Source organism: Sphingomonas sp. BL-S-30 (assembly GCF_055521475.1).
Window position 1 is genome coordinate 481,091 of record NZ_CM145481.1, and the last position, 12,552, is coordinate 493,642.

Below are 12,552 nucleotides of genomic sequence, written 5' to 3' on the forward strand. Positions count from 1 at the left end.
GGTGGAATGGCGCTGCCTAAATCGAAACGCTCCGAACGCCGCTATCCCGGCGTCCGCACCAGCTCGACGATGTCGACATCATGGCTCACCCAGCCGCGACTGGCGCCTGCCTCGGCCGCAAGGGCGCGCGTCTTCTTCGCCTCGGCCAATGACTTGCTATGGCCCCAGAAAACCTCGGTCTTGCCGTTGCCCAGACGTGCGACGATCCGCCAATAATGGGTGAATTCGGTCGCGGTCGGCCCGATCGTCTTGACGTAGCCGTCGGGCAGGGTCGCGGTCAGCAGATATTTCTTCTTCGCCACCTGTGCTCAGCCCGCCAGCAGCTCGAACGCCGTACGTGCCATGGTCCGTCCGTTGACGATCAGCTCGACCTCATGCGTGCCCGGATGATGCCGCCGCGTGCTGAAATCCTTGATCGTCTGCCGAATGCTCAGGGCGACCGTCTCGCCGGCGCCAAGGTCGAACGTGCGAAGCTTGAACACCTTGGCGGCGCTCTTCCCGCCCGCCCGGGCGTAATGCAGGCGGTAATCCACTACCAGCCGCTGCGCCTCGGCAGCCGTCGACCTCACATCGGCAGCGATGGTGACCGCGTCGCCAAGCCGCACCGTCCCCGGCGCGACCGCAAAGCCCGACACGTCGACTGCGGCACCATGCCCCACCCCGATCAGCGCCAGCGCGCGCGGGTCGCCCTGCTTGATCAGGGTCCGCAGCGCATGGCGGATGATCCAAATGGTGCGGGCATCGTCCGCCGGCCATGTCGCCAGCCGGTCGACCAGCCAGTCCGGCCGATCCTTGGCGATGTCGTTCAGATGGTTGGCGACCGACTTGCGCACATAGGCGCTCGGATCGCGCTTCAGCGCCTCGAGAATGGGCGCGGCCAGTGTCGGATCGGCCTTCAGCGCCGGCACCCGCCCCGCCCAGGGCAGCCTCGGCCGGCTGCCTTCACTGGCGAGCCGCCGGACATGCTCGTCGTCATGGCCGCTCCACGCCAGCATCACGGCAAGCGTCCCGGCGCTGTCCTGCGCCAGGAATGGCCGAATCGCGAATTCGGCGGTGCCGAAACGGGTCAGGTCGGCCAGCGCTTCCATTGAAGGCGCGACATCGCCGAGCCCGTGCCGCGCGACGAACTCGGTCACCGCGACCGCCTGGAACCCATGAGTCAGCCGGGGTGCCATGGCGCGGACGATCGTCACCGCTTCGGCATAGTCGGCCGGCAGGGCGATCCGCAGGGCATCGGCGACATGGCGCACCCGTTCCATGATCGACAGCGCATCCAGCCCCGTCGACGCCGCGTCGAGAAAGGCCGCACGATCGAAGCGCGGGGAAACCTGCGCACCGGCGTCGGCGATCACGGTCAGCGCCCGGGGTCCGAGAATGTCCTTCAGCAGCGCGGGCGTCGCCGTCTCGCTGGTCATGCCCCTACGCTCTCCATCATGCTTGCCCCATAGGCGCGCCAGCGCTCGACCACCAGCGGTTGGAGAATTGCCAGAGGCGTCTCTCCCGATCTAGTGTTAGCGGTAACGCCGATACCGGCTTCGGGAGAGGAACGACCATGGGACTGCCGATCAACGCCCTTTTGTCAGCATTGCTGATCGCCGGCACCACCGGCTCGGTCGCAGCGGCGCAGGAGTCGCCCGAGGCGCCCAGGGCTCCGGACGGGCGCCATTTCCTGTCCCAGCCCCTGGTGCGCGACATCTACACCGCCGATCCGTCGGCGCATGTGTGGAACGGCAGGATCTATGTCTATCCCAGCCACGACATCAACGGCCCGACGCCGCAGGACGATCTCGGCAGCCATTTCGAGATGCGCGACTATCGCGTGCTGAGCATGGACCGGGTCGGCGGCCCGGTGACGGTGCATCCGGTCGCGCTCGACGTGAAGGACGTGCCATGGGCCGACAAGCAGATGTGGGCGCCCGACGCGGCGTACAAGGACGGCACCTATTATCTCTATTTCCCGGCCAAGGACAAAGCCGGCGCGTTCCGCATCGGTGTCGCGACCTCGAAATCGCCGGCCGGCCCGTTCAAGGCCAACCCGCAGCCGATCAAGGGCAGTTTCTCGATCGATCCGGCCGTGTTCACCGATGATGACGGCCAGAGCTATATGTATTTCGGCGGTATCTGGGGCGGCCAGCTTCAGCGCAACACCACCGGCACCTATGATCCGAACGGCTCGAAGACCGATGCCGGCACCCCCGACAAGCCGGCGCTCAGCCCCCGGATCGCGAAGCTCGCGCCGGGCATGACGGAGTTCGCCGAGGCGCCGCGCGACGTCGTGATCCTCGACCAGCAGGGCAAGCCGCTGCTCGGTGGCGACCATGACCGCCGCTTCTTCGAGGCGTCGTGGATGCACAGGTACAAGGGCAAATATTATTTCAGCTATTCGACCGGGAACACCCACTATCTGGTCTATGCCATCGGCGATTCGCCCTATGGCCCCTTCACCTATCAGGGGCGCATCCTGGAGCCGGTGCTCGGCTGGACGACTCATCACTCGATCGTCGAAAAGGACGGCCGCTGGTGGCTCTTCTATGCCGACAGCCAGCTGTCCGGCGGCGACACCCGACTGCGCAACGTCAAGGTGACCGAGCTTCACTATAATGACGACGGGACGATCAGGACGATCGATCCGTTTGTGAAGTGAGCAGGGCGCGTAGCGCGGCTCGTGAAGGCAGCAGGAGATCCGGCATTTGATTCCGGTCAGACGCTGGATCGGGGCGCCGGCGCACTTACATCGCATTGGTGACTACATCGAATTCGGACCGCATGATATGACGACCAACCACGCCGAGCAGGTGCGGGCGCGAAAGATGGCCGATGCGCTGCGGTCCGGGATCGACGACCTCTTCATTTCGCGCCTGGTCGAGAATTTCTATGACGCCATCCGCGAGGACGCCTTGCTCGGCCCGATCTTCGCCGAACGGATCGCCGACTGGCCCCACCATCTCGCGCGCATGAAGGATTTCTGGGCCTCGATCATGCTCGAATCCGGGCGCTACAGCGGCAATCCGATGCGCAAGCACATCGCCATCGCCGGGCTCGACGAGATGCATTTCGCGCGCTGGCAGGCGCTCTGGGGCGAAACGCTTGACGGCCTCGCGCCCAGCCTGGCGGTCGCCGAACGGTTTCGCGAAGCGGCGTGGCGGATCGGCGAAAGCCTGCTGATGGGAATCCGCATCCAACAGGGCGGGCTGGCCGCGATCTCCGCACCGTCCGCGTCGTAACGCGTCGCACTACGCTCCGTCTTCTCGACGACCCTCGCGCCTACGCCATGACTGCAAAGCGACGTTGCGCTGTCATCGGCATGACCTCGATCCGCAACGCCCGGGTCATCGCCAGCGCCTAGCGGCGCAGCCACCGGCACAATCGGGTCGCTGAAAAAACAAAAGGGATATTGATGAAGCTTCTGCTCGGCAGCGCGGTGATCGCGCTGCACGTCGTCTGCGCGCCTGTCGCCCTGGCCCAATCCGTCGATACGGCGGCGGCCGACACCCCGGCCGAGGCGGATCAGGTCGTCGTCACCGGCACGCGCGATCGCGCGCGCAGCCAGTTTTCGACCCTTGCGCCGGTCGATGTCCTGTCCCGCGCGACGGTCGAATCAAGCGTGTCGGGCGATCTGAACGACACGCTCGCGCAGCTGCTTCCCTCGTTCAACGTCCAGCGCCTGCCCGCCGCCGATGGCCAGGCCTTTGTCCGTCCCGCGACGCTGCGCGGCCTTTCCGCCGACCAGACGCTCGTGCTGGTCAACGGCAAACGCTATCATCGCTCCGCGCTGCTCGGCACGCGCGGCGCTCAGTCGCCCGATCTCGCCAGCATCCCCAGCGCGGGCATCGGCCGGATCGAGGTGCTGCGCGATGGCGCATCGGCGCAATATGGGTCGGATGCCATTGCCGGCGTCATCAACATCATCCTCGACGAAGCGCCCGGGATGGACGCGTACGGGCAGGTCTCGCGCTATTATGCCGGGGACGGGAATGAATATCAGTGGGGCATCCACGCCGGGATCGCGCTCGGCGATCGTGGCGCCATCGCCTTCACCGGTCAGTTCGACCGGCAGGAACCCACCTCGCGCACGCGCCAGCGGCCGGATGCGATCGCCTTTCAGGCAGCCAATCCCCAGCTTCACGTGCCCAACCCGGTACAGCGCTGGGGCCAGCCGCAACAGGAGCGGATCAGCGGGGCGGTCAATGGCCATTACGACCTTGCCGAGGGCGCGACCTTCTATGTCTTCGGCACCGCCCAGCAGGGCGAGGGCGTGACCGATTTCAACTGGCGCAACCCGGTCGGCACCGCCAGCGTCTATGGCGCGAGCTCCGCCTTTCCCGGCTTTTCGTTCAACACGCTCTATCCGACCGGTTTCACCCCGCGCTTCGGCACCGATTATAGCGACTATCAGTCGGTCGCCGGCCTTCGCGGCGACGCGAGCGATCGCTTCCATTATGATCTGAGCGCCTCGCTGGGCCGCAGCCGCATCGACTATACGCTCAACGAGAGCCTGAATGCCTCGCTTGGGCCGAACAGCCCGACCGGCTTCTATCTCGGCCGTCTCCAGCAGCGCGAGGTCAACCTCAACGCCGACTTCGTCTATCGCCTGCCCGTCGGCACGGACGATCCGGTCAATATCGCCTTTGGTGGTGAACGCCGCGTGGAGACATATCGGGTGTCGCCGGGCGATCCAGCGTCCTATGCCGTCGGCCCGGGCGCCCAGACCGGGCTTGCCCCCAACTCGAACGGCTTTCCCGGTTTCAGCCCGACTCAGTCGGGCGCATGGAGCCAGCGCAGCTATGCCGGCTATCTCGATCTCGAATGGAAGCCGGTCGAGATAGTGACGCTCGGCGCAGCCGGCCGTTACGAGGACTTCTCGGCGTTCGGGGATACCTTCACCTACAAGCTCGCCGGCCGGATCGAGCCGATGCAGGGGCTCGCGGCGCGCATCACCTATTCGACTGGCTTCCGCGCGCCAACCCCGGCGCAGCTCAACACCCGCCAGGTGACTCAGGGGCTCGACACGCGCACGCTGCAGGTGTTCAACCAGGGCCGCCTTTCGCCCAACGATCCGCTGGCGCTCGCACTCGGGGCAAAACCGCTCACGCCGGAAAAATCGCGCACGCTGACCGCAGGCCTGACGGCGCAGACCGGCGGTCTCAGCGCCAGTATCGACCTCTATCAGATCGAGCTGGACGATCGCTTCGGCCAGTCGGCGACCTTTGCCGTGCCGGCGTCCTTCCCGAACCCGGATCGCTTCACTTCAGTCAGCTATTTCACCAATGATTTCGATACGCGCACCCGCGGCATCGACGTGGTCCTGGGCTATATCCGGGATATTGGGCCCGGCCGGGTCAATGTGGCGCTTGCCTACAACTACAATCAGACGCGCGTGCGCGGCGGCACCAGCGCCTCGATCCCCAACGAGACGCAACGGCGCATCTTTCAGGAGCGGCTGCCGCAGCACAACGCCACCGGCACGCTGAACTATACGATCGGCCCGGTCGGGCTGATGGTGCGCGGGCGTTATTACGGTGCCTGGACGGACGTCACGGGCAACGCCACGGGCGAGCTGTTCCAGCGCTTCGGTTCGACTGCGTTGTTCGACGCCGCGATCTCGTTCAAGATGACCCGGAACATATCGCTGCGTGTGGGGGCGGAGAACATTTTCGACACCTATCCGGATGAAGCCACCAACCAGGCCAATCGTGGCCTGATCTATTCGCGCAACGCCCCCTATGACACGGATGGCGGGCAATATTATGCCCGGGTCGGGCTGCGTTTCTGATGGGCGGCATTCGTCGCCGGTCCGTGATCGCGGGTGGCCTCGTGCTGCCCGCGGTCGTCGCCGCCGGCCGCGCCGCCGTGCCGCCCGACATGGACGATGACGCGTTCTGGCGATCGATCGCCGCCGAATATGATCTGCCCAGGGATGTGATCCAGCTCGAGAACGGCAATTGGGGCATGATGGCGCGGCCGGTGCTCCAGGCCTATCAGGAGACGGTCGCACGGGTGAACCGGGATACCAGCTATTATGCCCGGCGCGGAATGACGCGCGACATGATGGCGGCGCGGGATCAGGCCGCTGCCGCAATGGGGGTGAAGCCACAGGAACTCGTCTTCACCCGCAACGCGACCGAGGCGCTGGAGACGCTCATTCTCGGCTATAACCGTCTCCAGCCGGGCGATGCGGTGCTCTACGCCGATCTCGATTACGACAGCATGCAGGCCTGCATGGAAAGCCTGGCTGCGCGCCGCGGCGCCAAGGTCGTGCGTATATCGCTGCCCGAACCAGCGACGCGCGCGTCGCTGGTCGATGCCTATGCGCAGGCAATGGCCGCGCATCCCCGGCTGAGGCTGATCCTGCTCACGCATCTCAGCCACCGCACCGGCCTTGTGCTGCCGGTCCGGGAGATCGCGGCGCTTGCCCGGTCGCGCGGTATCGACGTGATCGTCGACGCCGCGCACAGCTGGGGCCAGCTCGATTTCAGCCTGGCCGATCTCGATTGCGATTTTGTCGGCATCAACGGGCACAAATGGCTCGGCGCGCCGCTCGGCGTCGCTTTCCTGCATGTCCGCGAAAACGCGCTGGGCCGGATCGATCGTCATCCGGCGAATCCGGCACAAGGACAGGACGATCTTTTCAGCCGGGTCCATCTCGGCACCTATGATTTCGCGGCCGGCCTCACCGTTCCCTCCGCGCTTGCTTTCCAGGCCAGGATCGGCGGCAAGCGCCGCGCCGATCGCCTGAGCGCGCTACGCAATCGCTGGGTCGCCCGCGCGCGCACCGTGCCAGGCATCGAGGTCCTGACGCCCGACGATCCCGCGCTGCACGGGGCGATCACTTCCTTTCGAGTCAAGGGCGTGACCGATACGGCGGGCAATATGCGCATCGCGCGGCATCTGCTCGAACGGCACCGCATCTTCACGGTTCACCGCGACGGGATCGCCGCCGGGGCGTGCGTGCGCGTCACGCCGGCGCTGTTCACCAGCATGGAAGAAGTGGACCGCCTTGCCGGGGCACTACCCGGCGTCGTGGCGGCCGCCCGGGACGGGTGACCGGTCCGTCGGCTATTACGACTCCAGCCCATCATCCCGGTACTTGATCTCCAGGAACCGCCCGCGCGTCGCCAGCAGGTTGAGATCGCCCTCGGCCAGCTGCGCCGACATCTGGCCGATCTCCTGCTCGATCACCTTCAGCCCTTCGGCCAGTTGCGTATCGGGGGTCTTGCCGTTGCGCTCCACGCCGCGCAGCGGCTGGGGGACCTTGGCATAGTCGCGGATCAGCTCGGGCAGCTGCTCGCCGACCAGCTTGCGGATCTCCGCCGCCGCAGGCTCGCGCTCGTCCAGCGCGGCAAGCTGCGGCGCGAGCGTGTCGAGTTGCACCCCGATCCCGTCGACCAGGGTCTGGGCCGGGGCGGGCAGGGCCGGGCGCTGCTGCTCGAGCCACTGCTCGGTCTTGAGCGGCAGCGCCTTCAGCGGCACTTCGACCAGCTTCTCGGGCGCCACCGGCGCCTCCAGCGAGACGAAGGCGATCAGGAACGTCACCAGGATCAGCGCGGCGAAGACCAGCAGCGCCCCGCCCATGCCGATCGGCGAGAACCAGCCGAAGATGATCGTCGCGACGATGATCGCCAGGTCGGCGGTGACGATCAGCCCGGCGCGCTTGGCCAGGCCGGTGCCGCGCCGCCGCCGCTTGCGCTGCAGCAGCGCTTGTTCGCGCCGTTCGTTGAGGAACTGCGTCGATCTGGCGATCTGGCGATCGACATCGGTCATAAGGCTTCCAGCTTGAAGGTTTCGCCCCCGCTGCCCGAATTCTGCGCCGCGCCCTCGGCCCGGGCGATATAGCCCTTCGACTTCTCGACCTCGTTGCCCAGCACATTGACCGTGGTCTTCATCGAATCGAGCGCCTTCAGCTTGAAGGTGTCGATCGCGTCCATCGTGTCATAGATGTTCTGGAAGGCACGCTGCAGCGTCTCGATCGGGATGGTCGCACTCGCCGCCTGCTCATGGATCGTCGCGGTCTGGCTCTTGAGCAGCTTGCCGGTCGAATCGATGATGTTGGCAGTCGTGGTGTTGAGCGCGGTGATCTGCTCCAGCACCAGCTTCTGGTTGGTCAGCGCCTGCGCCACCGTCACTGCGGTGCGCAGCGCGGAAACCGTGGTGGTGGAGGCGCGGTCGACGCCCTTCACCAGCTCGACATTGTTCTTCTTGACCAGGTCGAGCGCGAGATAGCCCTGCACCGTCACCGCCATCTGGGTCAGCAGGTCCTGGGTGCGCTGGCGCACATAGAAAAGCGCGCTCTCGCGGATCGCCTTGGCCTTGGCCGGATCGGTATGGTCGAGCTCGTTGGCCTTGTCCTCCAGCTTCTCGTCCATCGTCTTGGACAGCACGATCATCTGCTCGAGCCGCCCCATCGCGTTCCACAGGTTCGCGCGTTCGACGTCGATCGCCGCATTGTCCATCAGCAGCTCGTCCTTGCCGCTGCCCAGGCTCTTCAGGATCGAGGCGATGTGAGTCTGCGAGCTCTTATAGCCGTCGAAATAATTGCGCATCTTGTTGCCGAACGGGATGACCCCGAACAGCTTCTTCGGCGCAAGCAGATTGCCCTGCTTGCCCGGATCGAGGTCCTCGATCGTGCGGCGCAGTTCGGCCAGGTCGGCGCCCACGCCCGATTCCTGGTTCATCGCCTTGACCGGCCGGTCGAGGAAGCGGTTCGACTGACCGGCCGCCTCGCGAATCTCCTTCTGGCCCATCGCGCTGATCGCATCGACGCGCTTGCCGAATTCGGGCGAGTTCACGTCCTGCGCGACCAGATCCTCGACGAAGGTCTCGACCCGCTGCTGCAGCTGGCTGCGCTTCGAATCGTCCACCGGCACGAGGCCGACGGCCTTTTCCGGCGCGACCACGGGCACGGGATCGGGCGGGGTAAGGACCAGATCGGTGGTCGCGGTGTCAGTCTGGGTCGCCATCACTCTCTCCACGCAGTCGCCGCCCTAGATGACGGCGATTCGAACGCGCTTCAAGTGTATCATTCAACTATAACACTTGTCACGTATCGGCAGGATAGCGGAAAAATGTTGCGCAAGCGATCTCCGCGACGTCAAATGACCAACGTTAGACAGGGGAGAAGTCGATGCTGCACGGGCTGCGCCGGATGGCGGCTGCATTTGTCATGGTGCTGATGCTCGCCACGGCGGCGAGCGCACAGGAAACGATCGATCCCAACCGTATCCCACCCTCGCGCGATCCGGCGCGGGTCGCCAACGGCCTCGCCCGGACCCCGCCGATGGGCTGGAACAGCTGGAACAAGTTCGGCTGCGACATCAGCGAAAAGACCGTCCGCGCGGTCGTCGACGCGATGGTGTCGAGCGGCATGCGCGATGCCGGCTATCATTATGTCGTGATCGACGATTGCTGGCACGGCGCGCGCGACAAGGACGGATTCATCACCGCCGATCCGGTCAAATTCCCCTCGGGCATCAGGCCGCTCGCCGATTACGTCCATGCCAGGGGGCTGAAGTTCGGCATCTATTCCGACGCCGGCATGAAGACCTGCGGCGGCCGGCCGGGCAGCCAGGGCCATGAATATCAGGACGCGCTGACCTATGCGCGCTGGGGCGTCGACTATCTGAAGTACGACTGGTGCTCCACCGGCACGCGCAACGCCGAGGAAGCCTATGCGCTGATGGCCGACGCGCTGAAGGCGAGCGGCCGGGAGATCGTGCTCAGCATCTGCGAATGGGGCCAGAACGATCCGTGGCGATGGGGCGCGAAGATCGGCAATCTGTGGCGCACGACCGGTGATATCGGCGACCGCTTCTCCGGTGAGGACAAGCAACATTGGTGGACGCACAGCCTGCTCGACATCATCGACGGCAACGAGCCGCTCTGGCCCTTTGCGGGGCCCGGCCACTGGAACGATCCCGATATGCTGGAGATCGGCAATGGCGGCATGACCGATACCGAATATCGCAGCCATTTCAGCCTCTGGGCGCTGATGGCCGCGCCGCTGATGGCGGGCAACGACATCGCCGCGATGAACTCGGCGACCAGCGCGATCCTGCTCAACAAGGATGTGATCGCGATCGACCAGGATCCGCTCGGCATCCAGGGGCATCGCGTTCGCGACGACGGCGATACCGAGGTCTGGGCGAGGCCCCTGGCGGATGGCGGCCGCGCGGTGATCCTGTTCAACCGCGGGGCGACGCCAGCAAGGATCAGGGCCGACTGGACCGAACTCGGCTATCCGCTCGGCCTGAAGGCGGAAGTGCGCGACCTGTGGGCCCACAAATCGCTCGGGCGCATGGCCGGCAGTTTCTCCGCGACGGTCGAGCCGCACGGCGTGGTGATGGTGCGGCTGCTGCCCTGACCCCACTTGCGCTTCCCCGGCGGAGGCCGGGGAAGGTAACGGGTGGGGCGCTCAGGTATGCGGTACCGTCACATATTGCATCGCGCCGATGTCATTGCCCTCGGTATCGAGAACCGGATCAGCGCGCCGAGCCGACCGCGAAGGTCGGTTCCACCCATTCAGCCCGCTGCCCTGCGCGCTATGGCGCGACGGAATGAGGCCGGTTTCGGCATGGGCGGCGCGCGGGCCGGAATCGGCCTCTGCCGCTTCCTGTGACATCCACCCTTTCCGCGACGCAGCAATTGCGCTATCGGCCCCCGCAACCTTTTCCCTGCAAAATATCGAGTGACCCAATGAGCCTCCGCAACGTGGCGATCATCGCCCATGTCGATCACGGCAAGACAACCCTGGTCGACCAGCTCTTCCGCCAGTCCGGCACCTTCCGCGACAACCAGCGCGTCGAAGAGCGCGCGATGGATTCGAACGACCTCGAAAAAGAGCGCGGCATCACCATCCTCGCCAAGCCGACCTCGATCGAATGGATCGACGGCGCCGGCGTCGCGACCCGCATCAACATCGTCGACACGCCCGGCCACGCCGATTTCGGCGGCGAGGTGGAGCGCATCCTCTCGATGGTCGACGGCGTGATCCTGCTGGTCGATTCGGCCGAAGGCGCGATGCCGCAGACCAAGTTCGTCACCGGAAAAGCCCTTGCTCTTGGCCTTCGGCCAATCGTCGTGGTCAACAAGGTCGACCGCAGCGACGCGCGCATCCAGGAAGTGCTCGACGAAGTGTTCGACCTGTTCGTGTCGCTCGAGGCGACCGACGAGCAGCTCGATTTCCCGGTGCTCTACGCCTCGGGCCGCAACGGCTATGCCTCGACCGACGAGAATGCGCGCGAGGGCACGCTGACCCCGATGTTCGAGACGATCGTCAGCCATATCCCGGCACCGGAGGTCGATGTCGATGCGCCCTTCACCTTCCTGGTGACGCTGCTCGACCGCGACAATTTCCTCGGCCGCATCCTCACCGGCCGCGTCAATTCCGGCACGGTGAAGCTCAACCAGCCGATCCACGCGCTGAACAATGACGGCAAGATCGTCGAGGCCGGCCGCGCGTCGAAGATAATGACCTTCCGCGGGCTCGAGCGCGTGCCGGCCGAAGAGGCCAAGGCAGGCGACATCATCTCGCTCGCCGGCCTGACCGTCGCGACCGTGTCCGACACCATCGCCGACATCTCGGTCAGCGAGCCGCTCCATGCCCAGCCGATCGATCCGCCGACCCTGTCGATGCGTTTCGCGGTGAACGATTCGCCGATGGCCGGCCGCGAAGGCATCAAGGTGACGTCGCGCATGATCCGCGACCGCCTGTTCCGCGAGGCCGAATCGAACGTCGCGGTCAAGGTGACCGAAGCCGCCGATCGCGACAGCTATGAAGTCGCCGGTCGCGGCGAGCTTCAGCTCGGCGTGCTGATCGAGACGATGCGCCGCGAAGGGTTCGAGCTCGGCATCAGCCGCCCGCGCGTGCTGTTCGGCGAGGACGAGAATGGCGGCCGGACCGAGCCGTACGAGACCGTGATCATCGACGTCGACGAGGAATATTCGGGCACGGTCGTCGAGAAGATGAACCTGCGCAAGGCCGAGATGACCGACATGCGTCCCTCGGGCGGCGGCAAGACCCGCATCACCTTCTCCGCGCCGTCGCGCGGCATGATCGGCTATCATGGCGAGTTCCTGTCGGACACGCGCGGCACCGGCATCATGAACCGGCTGTTCGAGAAATACGGTCCGCACAAGGGCCAGATCGAAGGCCGCAAGAACGGTGTGCTGATCTCGAACGGTTCGGGCGAGGCCAACAGCTATGCGCTCGGCCCGCTCGAGGAGCGCGGCATCCTGTTCGTCGGGCATGGCGAGGCGCTGTACGAGGGCATGATCGTCGGCGAGAACGCCAAGAACGATGACCTCGAAGTCAATCCGATGAAGGCGAAGCAGCTCACCAACTTCCGCGCCTCGGGCGGCAAGGACGACGCGATCCGCCTCACCCCGCCGAAGAAGATGACGCTGGAACAGGCCATCGCCTATATCGACGACGACGAAATGGTCGAGGTGACGCCAAAGTCGATCCGCCTGCGCAAGCGCTACCTCGATCCGCACGAGCGGAAAAAGGCATCGCGCGCCAAGCAGGCCGCCTGAGCCTGACGCGAACGCGAAGAGCGG

At 65.6% G+C, this 12,552-nt stretch carries 11 protein-coding genes; 6 read left to right on the forward strand and 5 right to left on the reverse strand.

The window, feature by feature from the left end:
* Nucleotides 1-41: 41 nt before the first annotated feature.
* Complete coding sequence (locus tag ACZ1I5_RS01970; protein WP_465172071.1) at nt 42-302, reverse strand: hypothetical protein; 261 nt, start codon at nt 300-302, stop codon at nt 42-44.
* 6 nt (nt 303-308) lie between these two features.
* Nucleotides 309-1,415: a DNA alkylation repair protein gene (locus tag ACZ1I5_RS01975; RefSeq protein ID WP_465172072.1), complete on the reverse strand. Its 1,107-nt coding sequence runs from the start codon at nt 1,413-1,415 to the stop codon at nt 309-311.
* Nucleotides 1,416-1,552: 137 nt separating this feature from the next.
* Here ACZ1I5_RS01975 and ACZ1I5_RS01980 point away from each other — a divergent pair, with 137 nt between their 5' ends.
* The 4 genes from ACZ1I5_RS01980 (at nt 1,553) to ACZ1I5_RS01995 (ending at nt 7,044) form a co-directional block, all read left to right on the forward strand.
* Nucleotides 1,553-2,644 carry a glycoside hydrolase family 43 protein gene (locus ACZ1I5_RS01980; protein ID WP_465172073.1) on the forward strand — a complete coding sequence of 364 codons (1,092 nt, stop codon included), beginning with the start codon at nt 1,553-1,555 and terminating at the stop codon, nt 2,642-2,644.
* Nucleotides 2,645-2,690: 46 nt separating this feature from the next.
* Nucleotides 2,691-3,224 carry a group III truncated hemoglobin gene (locus ACZ1I5_RS01985; protein ID WP_465172074.1) on the forward strand — a complete coding sequence of 178 codons (534 nt, stop codon included), beginning with the start codon at nt 2,691-2,693 and terminating at the stop codon, nt 3,222-3,224.
* Between the two features lie 173 nt (nt 3,225-3,397).
* Nucleotides 3,398-5,773, forward strand: a complete 2,376-nt coding sequence (locus tag ACZ1I5_RS01990; RefSeq protein WP_465172075.1) for a TonB-dependent receptor plug domain-containing protein — start codon at nt 3,398-3,400, stop codon at nt 5,771-5,773.
* Nucleotides 5,773-7,044 (forward strand): aminotransferase class V-fold PLP-dependent enzyme, encoded by a 1,272-nt coding sequence (locus tag ACZ1I5_RS01995; protein WP_465172076.1) that lies wholly within the window; start codon nt 5,773-5,775, stop codon nt 7,042-7,044. Before ACZ1I5_RS01990 ends, ACZ1I5_RS01995 begins: the two co-directional genes overlap by 1 nt.
* Before the next feature lie 15 nt (nt 7,045-7,059).
* On the opposite strand, the gene ACZ1I5_RS02000 is transcribed toward ACZ1I5_RS01995, so the two are convergent.
* Together ACZ1I5_RS02000 and ACZ1I5_RS02005 are read right to left on the reverse strand one after the other, a co-directional pair.
* A complete protein-coding gene (locus ACZ1I5_RS02000; RefSeq protein WP_465172077.1) occupies nt 7,060-7,761 on the reverse strand; it encodes a hypothetical protein in 702 nt (233 codons plus the stop codon).
* The gene (locus ACZ1I5_RS02005; protein ID WP_465172078.1) at nt 7,758-8,957 is read right to left on the reverse strand and encodes a toxic anion resistance protein; all 1,200 of its coding nucleotides are present in this window, start codon (nt 8,955-8,957) and stop codon (nt 7,758-7,760) included. Before ACZ1I5_RS02005 ends, ACZ1I5_RS02000 begins: the two co-directional genes overlap by 4 nt.
* 164 nt (nt 8,958-9,121) lie before the next feature.
* Between ACZ1I5_RS02005 and ACZ1I5_RS02010 the strand changes: the two genes are divergently transcribed.
* Nucleotides 9,122-10,357, forward strand: coding sequence for a glycoside hydrolase family 27 protein (locus ACZ1I5_RS02010; RefSeq protein ID WP_465172079.1), 1,236 nt, complete (start codon nt 9,122-9,124; stop codon nt 10,355-10,357).
* 51 nt (nt 10,358-10,408) lie between these two features.
* On the opposite strand, the gene ACZ1I5_RS02015 is transcribed toward ACZ1I5_RS02010, so the two are convergent.
* Nucleotides 10,409-10,615: a hypothetical protein gene (locus ACZ1I5_RS02015; protein ID WP_465172080.1), complete on the reverse strand. Its 207-nt coding sequence runs from the start codon at nt 10,613-10,615 to the stop codon at nt 10,409-10,411.
* Between the two features lie 74 nt (nt 10,616-10,689).
* On the opposite strand from ACZ1I5_RS02015, the gene typA reads away from it, so the two are divergent.
* On the forward strand, nt 10,690-12,528 hold the full coding sequence (typA, locus tag ACZ1I5_RS02020; protein ID WP_465172081.1) for a translational GTPase TypA: 1,839 nt from the start codon (nt 10,690-10,692) through the stop codon (nt 12,526-12,528).
* Nucleotides 12,529-12,552 lie beyond the last annotated feature (24 nt).